Genomic DNA, 22,640 nt, shown 5'->3' with positions numbered 1-22,640 from the left:
AAAGATACAGTGTATCAACTCGTTGACGGTGCGTCAGCGGAGCCTCGCCGTGCGAGCGGTGCCCGTCGAATTGATCCGACATTCCCCAAGTGGCCTGCCGCTTGACTTCAAGATCGCCTGATTTTGCTCGCTGGGCAAGCGTTTTTCGCCCCGAGCGGTGTCTGTCGTCGCGCAAACGGCCGAAGTCGGGTGGATCAAGCCTCGAACCCGCAGCATTCTGGCCCGGCAGAGCCGCTTTTCCGCGCGGCAGACGGACCTGTCCTGCCGCTTTCGTTCAGCTTGGGCATGGATCGTGGTCATGCGCATGACGGAGGCGTTCGAAGACGGCGGATGGCGGCAAGGACGGCCCGCACCATCGGGCCGGTGACGGCGACCTCGGCCAACTGGAAGGTAATGGCGCGGGCGTGGCGGACGACGCGGGCGCCGATCTTGATCAGCTTGAGTTGCAGGCTGGTCAACGACCAGTCCGCCATGGCCTCGGGCAGTTCGATGCAGCGCAGGAAGGTTGCCAGGTTGTAGGCCAGCGCGTGCAGTTGCAGCCGCACCTCGTTGTGCCGGAACTTCCGGCATGACAGCCGCGTCCAGCGAAAGGCATATTTGCCTTCCTTGATGTGCTGCTCTGCGGTGCCGCGCTGGTTGTAGAACCTCACCACCCAGTCTGGCTCCATCGGCAGGTTGGTGACGATGAAGCCGACTTTGGGGAACAGCTCGCCCGGATGCCATTCGATCTTGGCGATGACGCGGCGCGGCTTGTCCCAGGACGCCGCCTGATACTCGAAGTCCTCGAAGAACCGTTTGACCTTGGTCAGCGAAGGCCGTCCCACGGGCCGTGTCAGCCGATGCGCGATCTTCTCGCGCAAGACGGCGTTGGCGGGCAGACGGATGGCGTAGAAGAACCTGGCTTCTTCCAGCCGCATATAGATCGCGGGGATCGCGTAGGCAGCGTCGGCCCGGAAGAAGCGTCCACCAAGGTCGCGGCCAGCATATCGGGCAATGACGGGATCAAGGACATCCCGCCAGCCATCGGCGCTGTGGGCATTGCCGTTACGCAGGGCGCAGCGCTCCAGCATGCCAAACTGGTTGAACAAGAAGATGGGGTGATAGCAGGTGCAGTCGAAATGCCCGTTCCAGGCAGCACCTTCCTGATCGCCGTGGGTGGGGCTGACCGAGCTGTCCATGTCCAGCACGATGTATTTCAACCCGTTGCGGTCATGAAACCGGTCGATCCATTGGCCGTTCAGATCGGCCAGCGCCGCCCGGTTCGCGGCCAGAGCCAGCGTCTCGGTCTCGAACCGTCCCATCTGCGATGCCGAAGCAGCTTGCGCCTCGACGGCCCTGCCGCCAACGACCTGACGCATCACGGGATCGAGGGCCAAGCGGTCGGCATCGTTCACATCCTCGTATCCGGCCAGTCGTCCGAACACCGATTGCCGGAACAATCCGTCAAGCCGATGGAGCGTGTTCTTCCCGGTGCGGCTGTCTCGCAGCGCCTCCGACGCCAGATTGGACAGGCCGAGCACGTCATCAAGCTCGCGCATCACCAGCAGGCCACCGTCTGAACTGATCTGCGCACCACGGAACTCCAGACGCACACGGCGGTCGAAATCAACCCGATCTCCCCGCGCCAAGCCCGCACCCTCCAGGTGATCCATGAAACGCGCCCCTCGCAGCCGTCAACGCCATGATTTATATGCGAAATATCACGATTACGACAGCGAAATCAGCGACTTACTTGGAGAATGTGGGTTGATGGGACAACACGTCTCGACGGCGCGCCCGCAGCGACCTATGAGAGGGCGCCTTTCTGCCTGCCGGCCTTGCCGGCCCGTCGACCTGGAGCCGTTGGAGCCCATTCATGGATATTTCGCGCATTTCGGTCGGGCCCAACCCGCCTGACGAAGTCCACGCCATCATCGAAATCCCCGCCGGCGGCGCGCCGGTGAAATACGAGATCGACAAGGAATCGGGCGCGCTGTTCGTCGACCGCTTTCTGCACACGCCGATGTTCTATCCCGGCAATTACGGCTTCGTGCCGAACACGCTCGGCGATGACGGCGACCCGATCGACGTGATCGTGCTGTCGCCCATGCCGTTGCTCGCGGGTTCGGTTATCGCCTGCCGCCCGGTCGGCGTGCTGATGATGACCGACGAGAAGGGCGGCGACGAGAAGATCCTCGCCGTGCCGGCGGACTCGGTCTATCCGTACCACTCCAAGATCAAGAGCTATGCCGACCTGCCGGAGCTGATCATCGAGCAGATCGGCCACTTCTTCACCCATTACAAGGATCTGGAGAAGGGCAAGAAGGTCACGGTCGCCGGCTGGGAAGGCCCGGAGCGCGCCCGCGAGCTGATCCTCAAGGCGATCGCCGCCTATAAGTGAGCGACGCGCCTCCGGCGTTGGGAAAATACGAAAGGCCCGGCCCGTCCGGGCCTTTCGGCTGTCAGGCCCCCGCCGCTTCCGGAGCGTCGACATAGCCCATCTGCGCCAGCGCCCGCTGCACGCCGACGGTGAGCGTCACACCCTCGCGGGCCGCGCGTTCGCGGTTGACCAGCCGGCGCGTTCCCGGCAGCCGCGCGCCGGGCTCGCTCTCGATGGTGAGCGCCAGGCGTTCGAGATGGTCGAGATAGGCATCGCCCGCCAGCAGGCCGGGATTGATGGCGATCACCACATGGCCGACCGAAGCGGGCGGCCCCTCGCCGGTGAAGAAGCTCGGCGCATCGAAGGAGAAGGTGGAGGCGGTAAGCGCCGCCGCCATCACCTCGACGACGAAGGCGAGAGCGGTGCCCTTGGCCTCACCCATCGGCACCATGGTGCCGGCGAGCCCCGCCTTGGCGTCAGTGGTGGGATTGCCCTCGCGGTCGAAGGCCCAGCCCGGAGGAATGGCCTCCTCGCCACGCTGCACGGCGGCGAGCAGATTGCCGCGCGCCACCTTGGCGACGGAGAGGTCCACCACCGCCGGCGCCCGTCCCTTCAGCGGCGTGGCGAAGGCGATGGGGTTGGTGCCGAACACCGGCCGCTTCCCGCCCCAGGGGGCGATGGAGGCCGAGGCGTTGGAAAAGGCGAGGCCGACGAGACCTTCATTCGCCAGCGTCTCCACCGGCTGGCCGGCGACGCCGAAATGGCTGGAGCGCCGCACCGCCATCAGCGCCACCCCGCTCACCCGCGCCATTTCCGCCAATGTCGGAAGAGCATGAGCGAGGGCGGGGTAGGCAAAGCCGTTGCCGGCATCCACCGCCAGCACCGCCGGCGCGACGGGGCGCATGCGCGGCACCGCATGGCCGTCGATCTTGCCGGCGGCGACCATGGCGCTGTAGCTCGGCAACCGGGTCAGGCCATGGGTGATGAGCCCGTCCGCCTCGGCGCGCACCAGCGCGTCGGCGGTCACCGCGGCATTGCCGGGCGCCGCACCGAAGCGCTCCAGTACCCGCGCCGCATAGGCGCGGGCAGCGTCAAGCGAGAGAGGGCGGGAATGGAACGCCGCCCGCGCGACCGAGCCTTCCATCAGCGGACCACCCCGCCGCGCGGCCCCGCCGGCAGCCGCGACAGATCGAAACGATGGACATCGCCGAGCAGTTCGACAAAAGAGCGCGCCCCGTACAGCGCGCAGACCTCGCCCTTCTCAAAGCTCGCCTCGGTGGCATCGCCCATCGCGCCGGTGGGCTGGATATCCTGCGCCATCCAGCCGAACCCGGCCGGCGAGCCGGCGCGCAGAAAGGCGAATTCCTGCTCCATGGCCAGCGTCACCGGAGGAAAGTCCCGCACCTCGTCCGTCCGCACCGTATCGGGCCGGAAGGCGAGCATCAGCGAGGTCTCCACCCCGCCGGCATGGATGCCGTGCTGGCGTTCCTGCGCGGTGAACAGGCCCTCGGGATAGCCGAAGCGATGCCAGGAGACCATGACCGCGAGCATGCCGAGCCGCGCCCGCAATTCGCGCGCGACGATGTCGAGGATCGGCACATTGCCGCCATGGGAATTGACGATCACCAGCTTGCGCACCCCGGCGCGGTGCACGCTCTCGCCGATCTCCGTCCAGGCGCGGATCACCGTCTCGGCCGAAAGCGTCAGCGTGCCGGGAAAATCGAGATGCTCGTTCGACTTGCCGATGGCCTGCATGGGCAGGAACAGGGCGGGGATATCGTCCGGCAGCAGCCGCACCACTTCCTTGAGATAGCCCTCGCCGATGAAGGCGTCGACGCCCACCGGCAGATGCGGCCCGTGCTGTTCCACCGCCGCCACCGGCAAGACGGCGATCCAGTTCTCCGTGTCGCCCTGGGCGAAGTCGGTCCAGCTGAGTTCGGTCCAGAAGCGTTTGGGGGGCATGGCACGGCTCCGGTCGTTGCTGGCGGCGTTCTAGGCTCAATCCTGCCGGGCCGCCAGCGCCTCGATTTCCACCTTGAATTCCGGCCGGGCGAAGCCGGAGACGATCATCAGCGTCGACGCCGGCGGCGGGGCAGCGATGAAGCGGTCGCGCGCCGCCATATAGCCGGCGAGATAAGCCCGGTCGGTGACATAGGCGTTGAGCCGCACAATATCGGCGCGCCCCATGCCGGCCTCGGTGAGGCAGGCCTCGATGGCGGCGAAGCACAGCGCGGCCTGTTCTTCCACCCCGTCGGGAATGGCGTCGTCCGGGGTGATGCCGAGCTGGCCGGAGACCAACAACAACCGGGCGCCGGCGGGGATTTCCACCGCGTGGCTGTAGCGGGCGAAAGGGGCGCGGATGGCGGGTGGCACGAAATGGCGAAGCATGGGGGTTCTCCGTTCAGCCGGGCCGAAGGCGGGCGATGCTGCGCATGCACAGTTCTCTCGCGACAGCATATGTGCATGGCGATTAAGCTCGCCTATCATGAGGGCATGGGTTCCGTCACGCACCGCCCTTGTTAGCCCGGATGGAGATTTCGATGCGCCCGCGTCTGCCGCGCTTGCGTTCCCTCTTCCCTCTCGCCGCGCTGGGTGCGCTGGCCCTCGCCACTCTGCTCACGGCCGGGCCGGCGCGTGCGGCGGACAAGGTGACCTTCGGCACCAACTGGGTCGCCCAGGCCGAGCATGGCGGCTTCTACCAGGCGGTAGCCGATGGCACCTATGCGAAATACGGGCTCGACGTCACCATCATGCCCGGCGGCCCGCAGGCCAATAACCGGCTGCTGCTGCCGGTGGGCAAGATCGATTTCTACATGGGCGCCAACATGCTGCAGGCGATCTCCTCGGTGGTGGAGAACATCCCCACCGAAGTCGTCGCCGCGATGTTCCAGAAGGACCCGCAGGTCCTCATCGCCCATCCCGACGTGACGCAGTTCGAGCAGCTGAAGACCCGGACGCTGTTCATTTCCAAGGAAGGGCTGGCGAGCTACTACCAATGGCTGATCGCCGATTACGGCTTCAGCGAGAGCCAGGTGAAGCCCTACACCTTCAACGCCGCGCCGTTCCTCGTCGACAAGAACAGCGCCATGCAGGGCTACATCACCTCCGAGCCTTATGCGGTGGAACAGCAGGGCGGCTTCAAGCCGAGCCTGTTCCTGCTCGCCGATTACGGTTTCGAGACCTACGCCACAACTATTGAGACCCGCACCGAGCTGGTGAAGCAGAACCCCGACCTCGTGCAGCGCTTCGTCGATGCCTCGATCATCGGATGGTACAATTATCTGTATGGCGACAATGCCAAGGCCAATGCCCTGATCAAACAGGACAATCCGGAGATGACCGACGCCATGATCGCCTTCTCCATCGCCAAGATGAAGGAATATGGCATCGTCGATTCCGGCGACACGACCACGCTCGGCATCGGTGCGATGAGCGATGCGCGGATGAAGGCGTTCTACGACAAGATGGTGAAGGCCAAGGTGCTGGCGCCGGGCATCGACTACGCCAAATCCTACACGCTGCACTTCGTCAACAAGGGCGTCGGCAAGGAGCTGGCGCCGAAATGAGGCGTGCCTCGCCCCCTGCTCGCCGCGCGAGCCCGGCATGAACGCTCACCCGTCGGACATCGCACCCCGTCCGGCCGGCGAGGGCGCGCCGCTGCTGCGGCTTTCCGGCGTCGGCAAACGCTTTGCCAACAGCGTCACCGCGCTGGAAGGGCTGGATATGGAGGTCCGCGCGGGCGAGTTCGTCTCGCTGCTCGGCCCCTCCGGCTGCGGCAAATCGACGGCGCTGCGGCTCATCGCCGGCCTCGCCGAGCCGAGCGAGGGCCGGCTGGACTGGGACGCGGACGAGAAGGCCCGGCGCGCGCAGCATCCCCACGCCATCGGCTTCGTGTTTCAGGAACCGACGCTGATGCCCTGGGCCAGCGTGTTCGGCAATGTGCATCTGCCGCTGAAACTCGCCGGGGTCGGCCGGCGCGAGGCCGAGCCCGCCATCATGGAAGCGCTGGAGCTGGTCGGCCTTTCCGCCTTCCGTAACGCCTATCCGCGCGAGCTTTCCGGCGGCATGAAGATGCGCGTTTCCATCGCCCGCGCGCTCGTCACCAAGCCGCGCCTGCTCTTGATGGACGAGCCTTTCGCCGCGCTGGACGAGATCACCCGCTTCAAGCTCAACAATGATCTGTTGGAGGTGTGGCGGCGCCTCAACTGCACCATCGTCTTCGTCACCCATTCCGTGTTCGAATCGGTCTATCTCTCGTCGCGCATCTTGGTCTTCCGCGCCCGCCCCGGACGCGTCTCGGCGGAACTGACCATCGCGCCGGATCAGCCGCGCGACGAAGCCTTCCGCACCTCGCCGGAATATGCGGCGCTGTGCCGCGAAACCTCCCTCGCCCTCGCCCGGGCGATGGACGCGCGCTAGCGGGGGCGGGCATGGCCACCTCGCCGCTGCGCTGGCTGCTCCCCCTCGGCGTGCTGGCGGCGCTCATCCTCGGCTGGGAAGCGGTGGTGAAGCTCAACAACCTGCCACCCTATGTGCTGCCGGCCCCGGACGCGGTGCTGGCGACGCTGGTGAAGGACCGCGCGGTGCTGTTCGCCTCCATGCTGGTGACGCTGCAAACCACGCTGGTCGCGCTGGCGCTGGCCGTGGTCGGCGGCGTCGCCCTGGCGCTGCTGTTCGCCAGCGCCCGCATCGTCGAATTCTCGCTGTTCCCCATCGCTGTCATTCTGCAGGTGACGCCCGTCATCGCCGTGGCGCCGCTGATGCTGATCTACCTCTCCACCGACAGCGCGGTGCTGCTCTGCGCCTGGATCGTCGCCTTCTTCCCGGTTCTGTCCAACACCACGCTGGGGCTGAACTCGGTCGACCCGAACCTGCGCGACCTGTTCCGCCTCTCCGGCGCCTCGCGCTGGCAGACCCTGGCGCAGCTCAAACTGCCCACCGCCCTGCCCTATTTCCTCGGCGGGCTGCGCATTGCCGGCGGGCTGGCGCTGATCGGCGCCGTGGTCGGCGAGATCGCCGCCGGCTCGGCCGGGCAGGGTTCGGGCCTCGCCTTCCGCATCGTCGAATCCGCCTACCGGCTGAACATTCCGCGCCTGTTCGCCGCGCTGCTGCTCATCTCGCTCACCGGCATCCTCATCTATGCGGCGCTGAGCCTGCTGTCCTGGCTGGTGCTGCGGCGCTGGCACGAAAGCGAACTGGGTGGCCGGACGTGACGCTCGATCTGAAGGCCCCGCCCGCCGCCTTCGTGCTCGGCCATGTGCGCGCGCCCGCCTGTCTCGTGCCGTCCTTTGCCGGGACGGCGGATGCGGAAGGGCTGGTGGCGCTCGACATCGCGGTGGAAGGGGCGCGCCTCGCCCGCCTCGCCCCGGCCGGCGCACTGGTCGAGGCCGGACCCCGGCTCGACCTCTCGGGCGGGCTGGTGCTGCCCGGCCTTGTCGACATCCACACCCATCTCGACAAGGGTTTCATCTGGAAGCGGGCGCCCAACCCCGACGGCAGTTTCGACGGCGCGGTGAACGCGGTGAACGCGGACCGCGCGGCGCATTGGAACGAGGAGGACATAAGCCGGCGCTTCGATTTCGGCCTGCGCTGCGCCTATGCCCATGGCACGGTGGCGATTCGCACCCATCTCGATTCCGATGGGCCGCGCGCTGCCGGCGCGTGGCGGGTCTTCGCGCAGATGCGCGAGGCCTGGCGCGGGCGGATCGAGTTGCAGGCCGTCGGCCTCATCGCCATCGACCGCGTGCTGGACGATTCGGCCTTCACGCCGTTGCTGGATCTGGTGCGCACCCATGGCGGCCGGCTCGGCGCCTATACCTATCTCACCCCAAACCTCGAAGCCGGCCTTGCCCGGCTGTTCGACGCCGCCGAGCGCTTCGGCCTCGGGCTCGATCTGCATGTGGACGAGCGCGACCGCGAGGGGCGCGGGCTCGACCTGCTGGCGCGCATGGCGCTGGAGCGCGGATTTGAGGGGCCGATCCTCGCCGGCCATTGCTGCGCGCTGGCGGTGAAGGGAGAGGACGAGATCGACCGCACGCTCGACCGCGTCGCGCAGGCCGGCATCGCCGTGGTCTCGCTGCCCATGTGCAATCTCTATTTGCAGGACCGCCAGCCCGGCCGTACCCCGCGCTGGCGCGGCGTCACTTTGCTGCAGGAAATGAGGGCGCGCGGCATCCCGGTCATGGTCGCGAGCGACAATGCGCGCGATCCCTTCTATGCCTTTGGCGATCTCGATCTCGTTGAGGTCTACCGCGAGGCCGCCCGCATCGCCCATCTCGACCATCCCCATGGCGACGGGCCGGCGCTCATCACCCGCGCGCCGGCGGCGCATATGGGCGTGGCGGCCGGCACGCTGGCCGAGGGAGCCGACGCCGATCTCTCGCTTTTTCCCGCGCGCAGCCTCAATGAATGGCTCGCCCGCCCGCTGGCGGCGCGCAACGTGCTCCGCGCGGGCCGCGCGATTGCGACCACGCCGCCCGACTATGCCGAGCTGGACGATCTGATGGAGCGCCCGCGTGACCTATGACATCGCCGCCCTGAAGGCCCGGCTGGCGGGCATCCGGCTGGAGGACAACCCGGCCGTGCTGCGGCAGAAGAGCCGCGATTTCTACTGGTACTCGCCGACGCTGAAGCGCCAGCTCGACGGGGTGGTCGGCGACATCCTCGCCGCCCCCGTTAGCGAGGAGGAGGTGCTGCGCATCCTCGCCGCCTGCTTCGACCTCGGCATTCCCGTCACCCCGCGCGGCACGGGCACCGGCAATTACGGCCAGGCCATGCCGCTGGCGGGCGGGCTGGTGCTCGACCTCTCCGGCCTCGACAAGGTGCTCGACATCGCCCCCGGCCGGGTGCGGGCGCAGGCCGGCGCATTGCTGGCGGACATCGACGCCGCCTGCGCAGCGAGCGGGCAGGAACTGCGCCTACACCCTTCCACCTACCGCACCGCCTCGCTGGGCGGCTTCATCGCCGGCGGCTCGGGCGGTGTCGGCTCCATCAGCTGGGGCGGGCTGCGCGACCTCGGCAATATCCTCTCGCTGCGCCTCGCCACCATGGAGACGAACCCGCGCCTCCTCACCCTGACTGGCGAGGAGGTGCAGAAGGTCGCCCACGCCTATGGCACCAACGGCATCATTCTCGACATCGAGATGCCGCTCGCGCCGGCCTATGACTGGACCGAGGCGATTGTCGGCTTTTCCGACTTCAACGAGGCCGCCGCCTATGCCAACGCGCTGGGCGAACAGGACGCGCTGCTGAAGAAGCTCGTTTCCGTTATCGCCGCGCCCATTCCGCAGATGAGCTTTTTGCGTCATCGCCCCTTCCTGCCGGACGGCCGGCACATCGTGCTGGTGATGCTGGCGCCGATGGGCCGCGCGGCGTTCGAGAGCTTCACCGCCCGCTGGGGCGGGGAAATGCTGTTCCGCTCCGATCTGCTGCCGCCGGAGGAGCGCAAGGGCCTGCCGCCGCTCTATGAACTTGCCTGGAACCACACGACGCTGCGGGCGCTGCGGGTTGATCCCGCCATCACCTATCTGCAGACGCTTTATCCCTTCCCGGACCAGCTGAGGCTGGTGGCGAAGGCGCATGACCTGCTGGGCGAGGAAGTGCCGGCACATCTCGAATTCGTGCGCTTCGATGGCAAGGTCACCTGCTTCGGCCTGCCGCTGGTGCGCTTTACCTCCGAGGAGCGGCTTGAGGAAATCGTCGCTCTGCATGAGGCGTTGGGCATCCCGGTGTTCAACCCGCACCGCTACACGCTGGAAGAGGGCGGCATGAAGCAGACCGACCCGGCGCAGCTCGCCTTCAAGCGCCAGGCGGACCCGCGCGGCCTGCTCAACCCCGGCAAGATGATCGCCTGGGAAAATCCCGACTTCGACTTTGCCACCGGCCGCACCTATCTGTTTCCGGGGCTCGAAGGCCGAAGCACGGGGGAGGTGGTCTGATGCGCGCGCTTGTCGTCTATTGCCACCCGGTGGCGGAAAGCTTCACCGCCGGCGTCCGCGACGCGGTTGTAAGGGGCCTGAAGGCCGCCGGCCATGAGGTGGATTTGCTCGATCTCTATGGCGAGGGCGTCGATCCGGTGATGGGCCGCGAGGAGCGGCTCGCCTATCACGAGCCCGGCCTCAACACGGTCCGCATCGCCGGTCATCTCGAACGGGTGAAGCAGGCCGACGCCCTCATCTTCGTCGCGCCCACCTGGTGGTACGGCCCTCCCGCCATGCTCAAGGGCTGGCTGGAGCGGGTACTGGTGCCGCACGAGACCTTCGGCATGCCCAAGCCCTTCCGCTCGCTGGAACGCCGGCTGACCAATATCCGCGTGCTGGCGGCGGTGAGTTCGCTCGGCTCGCCCTGGTATTGGTGGCTGTGGATCGGCCAGCCCGGCCGGCGCATCCTGCTCGACGGCATTGGCGGCATCGTCCACCGGCGCGCGCGCAAGCTATGGCTGGCGCTGCACAGCATGGATTCCGCCAGTGCCGAGCGCCGCGCCGCCTTCCTCGCCAAGGTCGAGGCCCGTTTCGCCCGGCTCTGACGCCGCGCACCCTCTTTGCCGGGCGATCTTTCGCTGGCATCGGTGTTTGTGTCACGGCAATGCGTTATTTTCGCATTAGATAATGGTACCGTGGCGTGCATTGGATGGCAGGGACGCCCATGAAGGACGGCTTCGACAAGAAGATTGGCCAGCGGCTGCATCACGTCGCGCGGCTTCAGCGTGCTCTGGCGGCACGGCGTCTTCAGGATATCGGGCTGTTTCCCGGTCAGGAAACGGTGCTCAAGCTGCTCTGCGAAAGCGATGGCCGCACCATGAGCGAGCTCGCCGCCGCGCTGAAGGTGCGCCCGCCGACCGCGTCGAAGACGGTCGGCCGCCTCTCCGCGCAAGGTCTGCTGGTGCGCCGCGCTTCCGAGGGCGATGCCCGGCTGGTGCGGGTGCATCTCACCGAGGAAGGCCGCCACCGCGCCGAGGCGATCGACGCCATTTCCGACTCCATCGAAGACACGATGATCGCCGGCCTCGACGGCAAGGACCGCAAGCGTTTCCGCAAGATGCTGCGCAAGATCGACCGCAACCTCTCCGCCCAGCTCGGCGCCACGACGACCGAGGCGGACGAGGACGCCGAGGACGCGGCCGAGGAAGAGACCGCCTGAACGCGAAAGGTGCCTTCTGCCGAATCGGGCTTGAAACCGGCCCGGCTTTGGTGAGGAATGTCGGCCCCTTTCCGCGCAGGAGTGCCCCATGTCCGGCCGCCCCGACCTTCTCCAGACCGGCCCGATGATGGGCATGATCGAGGCGCAGCTGAACGAGCACTTTACCGTTCACCGGCTCGACGCGCCGGACGCCGAGGCGATGCTGGCGGAAGTCGGCCCGCGCATCCGTGCGGTGGCCACCGGGGTCGGTTCCACCGGCGGCGGTGCCCGCCGGGTGACCGAGGCGCTGATGGCCCGTTTGCCGGCGCTGGAAATCGTTGCCAATTTCGGCGTCGGCTATGATTCCGTCGATGCCGAGGCGGCCGGCCGGCGCGGCGTGGTGGTCACCAACACGCCCGGCGTGCTCGACGACGAGGTGGCCGACCTCACCATCGGCCTGCTGCTCGCCACCATCCGCCAGATTCCCCAGGCCGAACGGCATCTGCGCGAGGGCAAGTGGCCCGCCGGCGGCTTCCCGCTCACCGCCACCCTGCGCGACCGCACGCTCGGCATTGTCGGCATGGGCCGCATCGGCCGCGCCATCGCCCGCCGGCTGGAAGGCTTCGGCCGGCCCATCGCCTATCACAGCCGCCGTCCTGTCGCGGATGTGCCCTACACCCATTATCCCGAGCTCGTCGCGCTGGCGCGGGATGTCGACGCGCTCATCGTCATCGTGCCGGGTGGCGCCGAGACCGACCGCATGATCAATGCCGAGGTGCTGGCGGCGCTCGGCCCGAAGGGCGTGCTGATCAATGTCGCGCGCGGCTCGGTGGTCGACGAGCCGGCGCTGGTGAGGGCCTTGGAAGACGGCACCATCGCCGCCGCCGGGCTCGACGTGTTCGCCAACGAGCCGCATGTCCCGGAAGCGCTGATCGGCAGGGACAATGTCGTGCTGCTGCCGCATGTCGCCTCCGCCACCCATGTCACCCGCAACGCCATGGGCCAGCTTGTGGTCGACAACCTCCTCGCCTGGGCGGCGGGCAAGCCGGTGCTGACTCCGGTGCCGGAGACGCCCGTGAAGCCGGTCGGCTGAGGGAGACGCCCATGCCGGCGCCCCGCCGCCCCGCCCGCCGCCGCCCGCGTGTCGCCGCCGCGCTCGTCGCCGGCGTGCTCGCGCTTGCCCACGGAGCACCGGCCAGCGCGCAGGAAAGCGACATTCCCGAGCCGGCCACGCTCGCGGCCGAGTATCGGCTGACCAATGCCGATGGCGACCGGGTGTGTCTTCTCACCCTGTCCGAGAAACCGCAGGGCCGGGCCCGCAGCCCGGCGCGCTTCGAGGTCGCCCTCGACCGGCAGGCCTGCGCCGGCGCCATCCTGTTCAGCGTCGACATCGCCTCCTGGTCGCCCGGCCCCGGCAATGCCATCCGGCTGCAGGGACCGGATGGCGCGCTGGTGGCGGAGTTTACGGAAGGCGTCGGCGGCACCTGGGAGGCGCTGCGCGAGGGCGATGGGGTGTATTTCCTCGTCAATCCGCGCCTCGCCGATCCCGCCCTGCACGCCGCCGATCTCGTCGGCATGTGGGACATGGCCGAGCAGGCGGGCAAGCCGCTGTGCCGGCTCGAACTCACCAATGCCGAGGCCGGCGGCGGCACCTTCCGCGCGCGCCTTGCCAAGGGCTGCCCGGCGCGGCTGGTGGCGCTGGCGCCGGACCGCTGGCGGCTCGACGGCGGCAGCCTGGTGCTGCTCACCGCGCGTGGCGAGGGCCTGCGCTTCGCCGCGCAGGAAGATGGCGGCTGGGAGAAGGTGCCGCCCGACGAGGGAACGCCGCTGCTGCTGAGCCGCCCCTGAGCCGCGCCGGTAGATGCGAGACTTTTGAACTATCTCCTGCTAGATGCCGTAACGGCAAGGTGGAGCTTCAACCGATGACGACCGATACGTCCCCCCGTGGCTTTTCGCGCCGCACGCTGCTGGCCGGCACCGCCGCGACCTTGGGGGCGCTCGCCGCCCCGCCGCTGGCGGCCCCGGCGCGGGCGCAGGCGCGCACCGGCAACCCCATCGAGGTTCTGGTGCTCGGCGCCGGCATGTCCGGCCTCACCGCCGCGCTCGCGCTGCAGCGGCGCGGCCACAAGGTGACGGTGATCGAGCGGCAGGGACGCATCGGCGGCCGGCTGCTCTCTCTGCCCTTGGGTGACGGCATGTTCACCGAGGCGGGCGGCGGCCATTTCCGCTCCGACATGCCGCTGGTGCTGAACTATGTGCGCCATTTCAACCTGCCGCTGCTCAGCCTGAATGACGGGCTGCCGGTCTATATGGTGGACGGCAAGACCGCGAAATCGGCCGACATCACCAACTGGCCGTGGGACCTGACGGCGGAAGAGCGCAACGTCACCGTCTCCGCCAATCTCAACCGCTATCTGTTCCGCGCCGGGCTCGACACCAACACCGTGCTCAGCCCCGACTGGCCGGACGAGGACCTGCTCGACCGGCTCGACGACATCACGCTGGAGGACCTGCTGCGCCCGGTGGGCGCCTCGCCCGCCTTCCTCAAGCTGCTCGCCGCCAATGCCGGGCTGTTCACCCCCTACGCGCAGACGCTCAGCATCATTCCCGACCTCGCCTATCATTTCGGCGACCAGAACGTGTTCCGCATCCAGGGCGGCAATAACCGCCTGCCGATGGCGATGGCCAATGCCCTCGGCCGTAGCAATATCGTGCTCGACGCGCAGGTGGTCCGCATCGACCAGACCGGCCCGCGCATCCGCGTCGGCACCAAGGACGGCAAGGAGTTCACCGGCGACGCCATCGTCTCCACCATCCCCTTCAGCGTGATGGACGAGGTCGAGGTCACGCCCGCCTGGTCCGCCGGCAAGGCACGCATGTTCGCCGAAATGGAGTGGGACAAGACGGTCAAGGTCATCGTCAAGACCCGGGAGCCGACCTGGCTCGCCCATAATGTGCGCGGCTGGCCGATGGCCGGCGGCGACCGGCCGTGGGAGCGCTTCATCGACATCACCGGCAACGAGCCCGGCGGCCATGGCAGTGGCTTCTTCTACCTCAATGGCGAGAATGCCGACCGCGTGCTCGCCGCCCCGCGCGAGGTGCGGGCGCAGCAGGTGGTGGACCTGTTCCAGCAGGACCTGCCGGGGCTGCTCGGCGATGTCGTCAGCGTCAGCGATTTCGCCTGGAGCGAACAGCCCTGGATTCGCGGCTCCTTCGGCTCCACCCCGGTCGGCGGCGGCTGGATGGTGAAGGAATGGACCGCACCGGAAGGGCGCATCCATTTCGCCGGCGACTTCACCACGCTGAAGACCGGCTGGGTCGAAGGCGCCATCGAATCCGGCCTGCGCGCCGCCCGGCAGATCGACCCGGAGGCGCGCCCGCTCTCCGGCGCGCGCTGACGTAGACGTCAAATCAGCCGCAGCCCGCGCAGCGAGGCGTGGCCGTCCTTGCCGACGATGATGTGGTCATGCACCTCGATGCCGAGCGGCTTGGCCACGTCGATGATGGTCTTGGTCATCTGGATGTCGGCATGGGACGGGGTGGGATCGCCGCTCGGATGGTTGTGCACGAGGATGATCGCGCTCGCCGCCACTTCCAGTGCCCGCTTCACCACCTCGCGCGGATAGACCGGCGTGTGGTCCACCGTGCCGCGCTGCTGCACCTCGTCGAGGATGAGCTGGTTGCGCTTGTCGAGGAACAGGATGCGGAACTGCTCCTGCTCGACAAAGGCCATGCTGGCCCGGCAATGGGCGATGACCGCGCTCCAGGAGGACAGCACCGGGCGGGCGCGCACCTGGCCGCGCGTCACCCGCTCCACCGCCGCGCCGATCAGCTTCAGCTCGGTGATGATGGCTTCGCCCACCCCTTTCACCTCACGCAGCCGCCCGGGCGGGGCGCTGATCGCCTCGGCGAAGGAGCCGAAACGGTCGATCAGAGCCTTGGCGAGCGGCTTTACATCGGCGCGCGGCACGGCGCGGAACAGCACGAGTTCGAGCAGTTCGTAGTCCGGCAGCGCCTCCCCGCCCCCGCTGCGGAAGCGCTCGCGCAGCCGCTCGCGATGGCCGAGGAAATGCGGCTCCGCCTCGTCGAAGCCGGAAGGCGCGGCCGGCTCGCTCCCGGCGGACCCCGGCGCGGCCTCGCGGCCGCCGCTGCGCCCTGCTCCGTTGCGCGCCATGCCGGCCCCGGCCCCGCTCAGTCGTTGCTGAAGATCGGCTTGTGATAGCCCTTGGGCGAGAGGGTGAAAATCTCGCACCCCGTCTCCGTCACGCCCACCGTGTGCTCGAACTGGGCAGAGAGTGAACGGTCGCGCGTCACCGCCGTCCAGCCGTCGGACAGCACCTTCACATGCGGGCGGCCGAGATTGATCATCGGCTCGATGGTGAAGATCATGCCGGGCATCAGCTCCGGCCCGTCGCCGCGCCGGCCGACATGCACAATGTTGGGCTCGTCGTGGAACACCTGGCCGACGCCATGGCCGCAGAAATCGCGCACCACGCTCATATGCAGCGGCTCGACGAAATCCTGGATCGCCGCGCCGATATCGCCGACATGCTTGCCGGGCTTCACCTCGGCGATGCCGCGCATCAGCGATTCATAGGTCACGTCCAGCAGCCGCTCGGCGCGGCGGGGAATCTCGCCCACCGGGTACATCCGGCTCGAATCGCCATACCAGCCATCGACGATCAGCGTCACATCGACATTGACGATGTCGCCCTCGCGCAGCGGCTTGTCGTTGGGAATGCCGTGGCAGACGACATGGTTGATCGAGGTACAGGTGGATTTGCGGTAGCCGCGATACATCAGCGTCGCCGGCAGCGCGCCATGGTCCATCGCGAACTCGAACACCAGCCGGTCGATGGCGTCGGTGGTCACGCCCGGCGCCACAAGCTCATGCACGAGGTCGAGCGCCTGCGCCGTCAGCTGCCCGGCCTTGCGCATGCCGGCAAAGCCTTCGGGGCCATGCAGCTTGATATGGCCGGTCTTGCGCAGCGGCGCGCCGGCCGCCTCCACATAGCTCATCGTCGAACGTCCAAAAGCACGGGGTCAGGGCGAAGGTGCGCCCCGAATGTAAGCCATCCGCGCGCTGGCGCAAGGAAAGCGCGCGCCGAACGGCCCGCGCCTCGCCCTCACCCCAGCGGCTTGGCCATATGCACCAGCCGCCGGTCGGGCAGTTGCTCCACCCGCTCGATGGCGTAGCCCTTGCGGCGGTACCAGTTGATGTTGGCTTCCAGCGGCTCGCCCGTATAGAGCCGCACCGTGTCCCGCCCGAGCGCGCGGGCCCGCGCCTCCGCCGCCGCCAGCAGCAGATTGCCATGGCCGAAACCCTGCGCCCGCGGGCAGGCGGCGAGGCTGTCGGCCAGCAGGTCGTCGCCGCGCGGCTGGAGAATGGCGACGGCGGCGATGCCGTCGGCGCCCTCCAGCACCCACACCTCGCGCTCGCGGAACACGCGGGCGTAATCCCACAAGAGCGGCACCGGCTCGACCCCGAGCAGGATGCGGTTGCGGGCATAGGCGGCGCGCTGCAGCGTCTCGACAGCGGGAAGATCGGCAAGGTCGGCGCGGCGCAGCGTGCGGCCTTCCACCTCAAGCGTGCGGGCGTTGAGCACGGAGAGCGAGACCAGCTGCCGGCCGGCGGCGTCGAAATTCTCCGGTGCCAGCCATGTCTCCATCGCCACCGCGATCTGCGGCCATTCCTCTTCGAGGATGGAGAACCACGCCGTGTCGCGGTTGCGGCCCTTGATGATCATGTGGTGGCGGAAAATCCCCTCGAAGCGGAAGCCATAGCGCTCCGCCGCCCGGCGCGAGGGGGCATTGAGCGCGTTGCACTTCCACTCATAGCGGCGATAGCCCAGCGTCTCGAACACATGGCGGGCCATGAGATACATGGCTTCCGTGCCGCCCGGCGTGCGCATCAGCGCCGGCGTGTAGAGGATATGCCCGACCTCGATCGTGCGGTTCGGCGGGTCGATCCGCAGATAGGTCGCATGGCCCACCGCGACGCCGGTCGCCTTGTCGATGATCGCGAACAGCAGCGGGTCGTCGCGCTCCGCCGCCGGGCCGTAATAGGCGGCGAACGCGGCGTAATCCGCATAGGGGCCGCTGGGGAGATAGGCGAAGATAGCCTCGCTCTCCGGCCCGTGGCTGGCGGCGTACAGCGCCGGCCCATGGGCGGCGAGATCGAAGGGCACGAGGTCGACGAAGCGGCCGGCGAGCACCGTGCGCACGGGCCGCTGCGCTGGCGCGGTGTCGACCAAGGGCCCGATCGGCAGTGCCGGCGGCGCGGAAAGCTCACTTAGCGGCCCAGTCATCGGCGTCTTGTCCCACTCCCGCATGGCCAGCGTCGCACTTGAACCCGGCCCCGTTCCCGTGTGACACGACTGCGAAAGACTGCAAGAGCTTTGATGCGCCGCGTCAACCGAAACGCCAACGCAAGCCGAACGAGGACATGATGACGCCAGCCGCCCGCCTGCCGATCCAGCCCGTCGCCGCCTTCGACCGCATCGGCGAGGAGAACGCCTTCGCCGTGCTGGCGCGCGCCGCCGCCCTGTCGGCACAGGGGCGCGACATCATCAATCTCGGCATCGGCCAGCCGGATTTCTCAACGCCGGGCCACATTGTGGACGCCGCGATCAAGGCGCTGCGCGACGGCCAGCACGGCTACACCCCTTCCGTCGGCATCCAGCCGCTGCGCGAGGCGGTGGCGGGCGACATCGAGCGCCGCTTCGGCCTCGGCATCGACCCCGGCCGGGTGATGATCGTCCCCGGCGGCAAGGTGACGATGTTCTCGGCCATCCTGATGCTCGGCGAGCCGGGGGCGGAAATCCTCTATCCCGACCCCGGCTTTCCCATCTATCGCTCGATGATCGAGTTCACCGGCGCCACCCCGGTGCCGGTGCCGGTGCGCGAGGAGAATGGCTTCGGCTTCTCCGCCGCCGAGGCGCTCTCGCTCATCACCGAGCGCACCCGCCTCGTCATCCTCAATTCGCCGGCCAACCCGACCGGCGGTGTGACCCCCAAGGCCGAGATCGACGCCTTCATTGCCGGGCTGGCCGCGCACCCGCAGGTCGCGATCCTCTCCGACGAGATTTATGACCAGTTCCTGTTCGACGGCGAAGCCCACACCACCCTGCTCGCCTACCCCGAAATCCGCGACCGGCTGATCCTGCTCAATGGCTGGTCGAAGACCTATGCGATGACCGGCTGGCGGCTCGGCTGGGCGCTGTGGCCGGAAGGGCTGTTCGACGCCGCGCGCAAGCTCGCGGTCAATGCGTGGTCCTGCGTCAACGCCCCGGCGCAGTTCGGCGCGCTCGCCGCGCTCACCGGCCCGCAGGACTGCGTGGCGGAAATGGTCGCCGAGTTCGACCGGCGGCGCCATCTGGTGGTGGACGGGCTCAACGCCCTGCCGGGCGTGCGCTGCGCCGTGCCGAAGGGCGCCTTCTACGCCTTCCCCAACATTACGGGCACCGGCTGGACCTCGGCCAAGAAGCTCGCCACCGCCTTGCTCGACGAGGCCGGCGTCGCCACCATAGGCGGGCCGGATTTCGGCGTGTTCGGCGAGGGCTATATCCGCCTGTCCTATGCCAACTCGGCCGAGAACATCTCCCGCGCGCTGGAGCGCATGGACGCGTTCCTGCGCAAGACGCCCGCCGCCTGAGGGCGGCGGCCGAACGGAGGCCGAGACCGATGACCGACCGAAGCCGCCTCGGCCTTCACCTTCTTGCCGCGCCGCTTCTGCTCGGGCTCGGCGGCATCGCCGTCGCGGCCGCGACTGACCCTGCGGCCTGCCGGCGCGAACACGCCGAGCCGCGCGCTTATCTCGACTGCCTTGGCGCGCTGCAGGCGGCGGGCGAAAGCGCGCTGGAACGCAGCGTCACCGGCGTGCTCGCCGCCATCGAGGCGCGGGCCGATCTGCAGCCGGCGCAGCGCCGCCGCTGGAGTTCGCTGTTCGAGGAGGCGCAGGGGCGTTTCGTCCACTGGCGCAATTTCGAGTGCCAGAGCATCGCCCCGTTCGAAGGCGAGGGCCCAAAGCAGAGCATTGGCGGGCGGCTCGGCGGGTCGGGCGTCATGGAACAGCGGCTGATCTGCCTGATCGGCCTCAACGGGCAGCGCGCCCGCGACCTCGAAACCCGCTACGCGCCGGAAGGCGGCTGGCCGCCGGCCGCTCCTGCGGCGCCCGCGCCGCCCGCCGAGGCCGCCGCCGCCCCGCCCACCCCGCCCGCCGGCGCGCCGCGCATCATCATGATCGCGCCGTGAGCGTCGGCCTCCACACGGCATCGGGATAAGCCGAGGAAGCGTCTTGTGCAGGGGCGGCGGTGTTGGGATCATGCCGCCCTCTTCCCCCCGCTCATGAAGGACCCCCGACCATGGATCTCGGACTCAAGGGACTGCGCGCCGTCGTCACCGGTGGCACCAAGGGCATCGGCCTCGCCATCGCCGAGACCCTGGCCGCCGAGGGCTGCGATGTCGCCCTGTGCAGCCGCAACGGTGCGGAGGCGGAAGCCACCGCCGCGCGGCTGGCGGAAAGCGGCGTGAAGACGCTGGGCGCGGCGGCGGATGTGTCCGACGGCGCCGCCCTGGCCAGCCTGGTGGACAAGGCGGCGGAAGCGTTCGGCGGGCTCGACATCGTCGTCGCCAATGTCAGCGCGCTGGCGGTCGGCCATGATGAGGAGCACTGGAAGAAGGGCTTCGAGACCGACCTGATGGGTACGGTGCGCCTCGTCAACGCCGCCATGCCTTATCTGGAAAAGAGCGCCGCCGCCTCCATCGTCACGATTTCCTCGGTGTCGGGCCGCGAGATCGATTTCGCCTGCGGTCCCTATGGCGTGTTCAAGGCGGCGCTCATTCACTATACGCAGGGCCTCGCCTTCCAGCTGGCGCCGAAGAAGATCCGCGCCAACACCGTCTCGCCGGGCAACACCTATTTCGACGGCGGCATCTGGAACCAGATCAAGGACGGCAACCCGACCCTGTTCGCCGAGGCGCTGGCCCTGAACCCGACCGGCCGCATGGCGACGCCGCAGGAAATCGCCAATGCCGCCGTCTTCCTGGCGAGCCCGGCGGCGAGCTTCATCTACGGCACCAATCTCGTCGTCGACGGCGCGCTGACCCGCGGCGTCCAGCTCTGATAATACCCTCCCCGTCCCGCCCGCGCGGGGCGGGGAGACGCCCCGGCCTTGCCTCCCCCGGCGAATAGGGCGAGGCTCCCGCGCGAATCGACGCGACAGGGAGGGACGCATGGCCCAGGTAATTTCCATCGGCGAAGTGATGGTCGAACTGGCCCGCGGCGCCGATGGCCGCTTCAGCCAGGGCGTCGGCGGCGATACCTTCAACACCGCCGTCTATCTCGCCCGCGCCGGCGTCGACACCGCCTATGCCACCGCGCTGGGCGACGATCCCTATTCCGACGCCATCCGCGCCTCCGCCCAGGCCGAGGGGCTCGACATCAGCCTGATGGCCCGCGTGCCCGGCCGCACCGCCGGGCTCTATCTCATCGACATCGACGCGGCGGGCGAGCGCAGCTTCACCTATTGGCGCGACAGCGCCCCCGCGCGCGAGCTGTTCGAACTGCCCGGCTGGGAGGGGATGTGCGAGGCGCTGATCGAGGCCAAGCTCATCTATCTCTCCGGCATCACCCTCTCGCTCTATTCGAATGCCGGACTGGGCCGCCTGCTGGCGACGATCGAATTCGCCCGCGAGCGCGGCACGCGCGTCGTGTTCGACGGCAATTTCCGCCCGCGCAACTGGCGCGGCGACGTGGCCCGCGCCCGCGCCGTCTATGCCGAGGCGCTGAAGCGCACCTCCATCGCCCTGCCGACCTTCGAGGATGAGGCGACGCTGTGGGGCGATGGTTCCCCCACCGCCACCGCCGAGCGGCTCGCCACCTTCGGCGTGCAGGAAATCGTGGTGAAGAACGGCGCCGAGGGCGCGCTGGTCGTGAGTGGTGGCCAGGCGCAGCTGGTCGCCATACCCCAGCCCGTCGTGCCGGTGGACACCACCGCCGCCGGCGACAGTTTCAACGCCGCCTATCTCGCCGCGCGCCTTGCCGGCGAAGCCCCGGCGGCGGCAGCGGAGGCCGGGCACCAACTCGCCGGTCGCGTCATCCGCCACCGCGGCGCCCTTCTGCCGCGCCACGCCAATGCCTGAGCGAGAGGGCCGCAGAGGCTGCAAACGCTTCTGCGAACGACTTGCAAACCCTTGTGCTTGCTTGATTTCTGCCCGCCAAGCGACTAAGCGCTGCGGCAGCGGGCGCGCGGCGCCGGAACGGGTTTGCGCCGATGACTGTCTCCTCGCGGATCGCCTTGATCAATGTCGGCGTCAGCCTCGCCGTGCTGGGGCTGAAATATCTCGCCTTCCTGCTCACCGGCAGCGTCGCGCTGTATTCGGACGCGCTGGAGAGCATCGTCAATGTGGCAACCGCCATCACGGCGGTGCTGGCGCTGCGGGTCAGCGCCAAGCCGGCCGATGCCGCCCATCCCTATGGCTATGCCAAGGCCGAGTATTTCTCCGCCGTCATCGTCGGCGTGCTGATCGTGGTGGCGGCGATCTCGATCCTGCGCGAGGTCTATCTCGGCTGGCTGGAACCGCACAGCTTCGATGCCTCGCCGCAGGGTCTGGCGATCAACGCCGCCGCGACGGTCATCAACGGCATCTGGTGCGCGGTGCTGATCCGCGAAGGCCGGCGCGCGCGCTCCCCCGCTCTGGCGGCCGACGGGCGGCATCTGTTCACCGATGTGCTGTCCTCGGCCGGCGTGCTGCTCGGCGTGGTGCTGGCGGTGCTGTCGGGCTGGGAGAAGCTCGATCTCGTGCTCGCCGGCCTCGTCGCGGTCAACATCCTCTGGTCGGGCTGGTCGGTACTGAAGGAGAGCGTCGGCGGGCTGATGGATCAGGCCGTGCCGGCGGAGACGCTGGAGCGCATCCGCAAGCGCATCGCCGCCGAGGCCACCGGCGCCATCGAGGCGCATGATCTGCGCACCCGCCAGGCCGGACGCATGACCTTCGTCGATTTCCACCTCGTCGTGCCCGGCGACATGCCGGTCAGCGAAGCCCACGCCATCTGCGACCGTATCGAGGACGCGCTGGAAGCGGAGGTTGCCGATATCCTGGTCAACATCCATGTCGAGCCGGAAGTGAAGGCCAAGCAGCAGGGCGTGCCGGTTCTCTGAGG

General features: G+C 68.5%; 23 protein-coding genes. 16 read left to right on the top strand and 7 right to left on the bottom strand.

Going from position 1 to position 22,640, the window contains the following annotated elements; translation table 11 throughout:
• Window positions 1-296: 296 nt before the first annotated feature.
• Window positions 297-1,652 carry an IS1380-like element ISPme1 family transposase gene (locus K9D25_RS10460; RefSeq protein WP_244375073.1) on the bottom strand — a complete coding sequence of 452 codons (1,356 nt, stop codon included), beginning with the start codon at window positions 1,650-1,652 and terminating at the stop codon, window positions 297-299.
• 203 nt (window positions 1,653-1,855) lie between these two features.
• On the opposite strand from K9D25_RS10460, the gene ppa reads away from it, so the two are divergent.
• Window positions 1,856-2,380 (top strand): inorganic diphosphatase, encoded by a 525-nt coding sequence (ppa, locus tag K9D25_RS10455; RefSeq protein ID WP_244375072.1) that lies wholly within the window; start codon window positions 1,856-1,858, stop codon window positions 2,378-2,380.
• Between the two features lie 61 nt (window positions 2,381-2,441).
• Here ppa and K9D25_RS10450 read toward each other — a convergent pair whose 3' ends face one another.
• The 3 genes from K9D25_RS10450 to K9D25_RS10440 are packed head-to-tail and all read right to left on the bottom strand — an operon-like array spanning window position 2,442 to window position 4,747.
• Window positions 2,442-3,503, bottom strand: coding sequence for an Ldh family oxidoreductase (locus K9D25_RS10450; RefSeq protein ID WP_244375071.1), 1,062 nt, complete (start codon window positions 3,501-3,503; stop codon window positions 2,442-2,444).
• Complete coding sequence (locus K9D25_RS10445; protein ID WP_244375070.1) at window positions 3,503-4,321, bottom strand: creatininase family protein; 819 nt, start codon at window positions 4,319-4,321, stop codon at window positions 3,503-3,505. The genes K9D25_RS10450 and K9D25_RS10445 overlap by 1 nt, the downstream gene beginning before the upstream one ends.
• A gap of 36 nt (window positions 4,322-4,357) precedes the next feature.
• Window positions 4,358-4,747, bottom strand: coding sequence for a RidA family protein (locus tag K9D25_RS10440; protein WP_244375069.1), 390 nt, complete (start codon window positions 4,745-4,747; stop codon window positions 4,358-4,360).
• Between the two features lie 152 nt (window positions 4,748-4,899).
• Here K9D25_RS10440 and K9D25_RS10435 point away from each other — a divergent pair, with 152 nt between their 5' ends.
• The 10 genes from K9D25_RS10435 to K9D25_RS10390 all read left to right on the top strand — a co-directional run bounded on the left by K9D25_RS10435 (window position 4,900) and on the right by K9D25_RS10390 (window position 14,874).
• Window positions 4,900-5,925, top strand: coding sequence for an ABC transporter substrate-binding protein (locus tag K9D25_RS10435; RefSeq protein ID WP_244375068.1), 1,026 nt, complete (start codon window positions 4,900-4,902; stop codon window positions 5,923-5,925).
• A 37-nt stretch (window positions 5,926-5,962) separates the two neighbouring features.
• Window positions 5,963-6,778, top strand: a complete 816-nt coding sequence (locus K9D25_RS10430) for an ABC transporter ATP-binding protein (RefSeq protein ID WP_244375067.1) — start codon at window positions 5,963-5,965, stop codon at window positions 6,776-6,778.
• An 11-nt stretch (window positions 6,779-6,789) separates the two neighbouring features.
• Window positions 6,790-7,572 (top strand): ABC transporter permease, encoded by a 783-nt coding sequence (locus tag K9D25_RS10425; RefSeq protein ID WP_244375066.1) that lies wholly within the window; start codon window positions 6,790-6,792, stop codon window positions 7,570-7,572.
• Window positions 7,569-8,885, top strand: a complete 1,317-nt coding sequence (locus tag K9D25_RS10420; protein WP_244375065.1) for a cytosine deaminase — start codon at window positions 7,569-7,571, stop codon at window positions 8,883-8,885. Before K9D25_RS10425 ends, K9D25_RS10420 begins: the two co-directional genes overlap by 4 nt.
• The gene (locus K9D25_RS10415; protein WP_244375064.1) at window positions 8,875-10,296 is read left to right on the top strand and encodes an FAD-binding oxidoreductase; all 1,422 of its coding nucleotides are present in this window, start codon (window positions 8,875-8,877) and stop codon (window positions 10,294-10,296) included. Before K9D25_RS10420 ends, K9D25_RS10415 begins: the two co-directional genes overlap by 11 nt.
• On the top strand, window positions 10,296-10,883 hold the full coding sequence (locus K9D25_RS10410) for an NAD(P)H-dependent oxidoreductase (protein WP_244375063.1): 588 nt from the start codon (window positions 10,296-10,298) through the stop codon (window positions 10,881-10,883). The genes K9D25_RS10415 and K9D25_RS10410 overlap by 1 nt, the downstream gene beginning before the upstream one ends.
• 119 nt (window positions 10,884-11,002) lie before the next feature.
• Window positions 11,003-11,497 (top strand): MarR family winged helix-turn-helix transcriptional regulator, encoded by a 495-nt coding sequence (locus tag K9D25_RS10405; protein ID WP_244450845.1) that lies wholly within the window; start codon window positions 11,003-11,005, stop codon window positions 11,495-11,497.
• A gap of 88 nt (window positions 11,498-11,585) precedes the next feature.
• On the top strand, window positions 11,586-12,569 hold the full coding sequence (locus tag K9D25_RS10400) for a 2-hydroxyacid dehydrogenase (protein ID WP_244375062.1): 984 nt from the start codon (window positions 11,586-11,588) through the stop codon (window positions 12,567-12,569).
• Window positions 12,570-12,580: 11 nt separating this feature from the next.
• Window positions 12,581-13,324, top strand: coding sequence for a protease inhibitor Inh/omp19 family protein (locus tag K9D25_RS10395; RefSeq protein WP_244375061.1), 744 nt, complete (start codon window positions 12,581-12,583; stop codon window positions 13,322-13,324).
• A 74-nt stretch (window positions 13,325-13,398) separates the two neighbouring features.
• Window positions 13,399-14,874, top strand: a complete 1,476-nt coding sequence (locus K9D25_RS10390) for a flavin monoamine oxidase family protein (protein WP_244375060.1) — start codon at window positions 13,399-13,401, stop codon at window positions 14,872-14,874.
• 8 nt (window positions 14,875-14,882) lie between these two features.
• Here the strand turns inward: K9D25_RS10390 and radC are convergent, their stop codons facing one another.
• From radC to K9D25_RS10375, 3 genes are all read right to left on the bottom strand, one after another.
• Window positions 14,883-15,650 (bottom strand): RadC family protein, encoded by a 768-nt coding sequence (radC, locus tag K9D25_RS10385; protein WP_244375059.1) that lies wholly within the window; start codon window positions 15,648-15,650, stop codon window positions 14,883-14,885.
• A gap of 17 nt (window positions 15,651-15,667) precedes the next feature.
• Window positions 15,668-16,495, bottom strand: coding sequence for a type I methionyl aminopeptidase (map, locus tag K9D25_RS10380; RefSeq protein WP_244375058.1), 828 nt, complete (start codon window positions 16,493-16,495; stop codon window positions 15,668-15,670).
• A gap of 107 nt (window positions 16,496-16,602) precedes the next feature.
• The gene (locus tag K9D25_RS10375) at window positions 16,603-17,784 is read right to left on the bottom strand and encodes a GNAT family N-acetyltransferase (RefSeq protein WP_244375057.1); all 1,182 of its coding nucleotides are present in this window, start codon (window positions 17,782-17,784) and stop codon (window positions 16,603-16,605) included.
• Window positions 17,785-17,921: 137 nt separating this feature from the next.
• Between K9D25_RS10375 and K9D25_RS10370 the strand changes: the two genes are divergently transcribed.
• The 5 genes from K9D25_RS10370 to K9D25_RS10350 all read left to right on the top strand — a co-directional run bounded on the left by K9D25_RS10370 (window position 17,922) and on the right by K9D25_RS10350 (window position 22,638).
• The gene (locus K9D25_RS10370; protein ID WP_244375056.1) at window positions 17,922-19,130 is read left to right on the top strand and encodes a pyridoxal phosphate-dependent aminotransferase; all 1,209 of its coding nucleotides are present in this window, start codon (window positions 17,922-17,924) and stop codon (window positions 19,128-19,130) included.
• 29 nt (window positions 19,131-19,159) lie between these two features.
• On the top strand, window positions 19,160-19,729 hold the full coding sequence (locus K9D25_RS10365; RefSeq protein ID WP_244375055.1) for a lysozyme inhibitor LprI family protein: 570 nt from the start codon (window positions 19,160-19,162) through the stop codon (window positions 19,727-19,729).
• Window positions 19,730-19,839: 110 nt separating this feature from the next.
• Entirely contained in the window at window positions 19,840-20,601 is a 762-nt protein-coding gene (locus tag K9D25_RS10360) for an SDR family NAD(P)-dependent oxidoreductase (protein WP_244375054.1), read from the top strand.
• A gap of 109 nt (window positions 20,602-20,710) precedes the next feature.
• Window positions 20,711-21,619, top strand: a complete 909-nt coding sequence (locus tag K9D25_RS10355; RefSeq protein ID WP_244375053.1) for a sugar kinase — start codon at window positions 20,711-20,713, stop codon at window positions 21,617-21,619.
• A 131-nt stretch (window positions 21,620-21,750) separates the two neighbouring features.
• Complete coding sequence (locus tag K9D25_RS10350) at window positions 21,751-22,638, top strand: cation diffusion facilitator family transporter (protein WP_244450755.1); 888 nt, start codon at window positions 21,751-21,753, stop codon at window positions 22,636-22,638.
• Window positions 22,639-22,640: the final 2 nt, after the last annotated feature.

This window comes from Ancylobacter polymorphus (assembly GCF_022836935.1).
Classification (GTDB): Bacteria; Pseudomonadota; Alphaproteobacteria; order Rhizobiales; family Xanthobacteraceae; genus Ancylobacter; species Ancylobacter polymorphus_A.
Note: the sequence above shows the minus strand (reverse complement) of the source record. Positions and strands in the feature narration are given on the sequence as shown.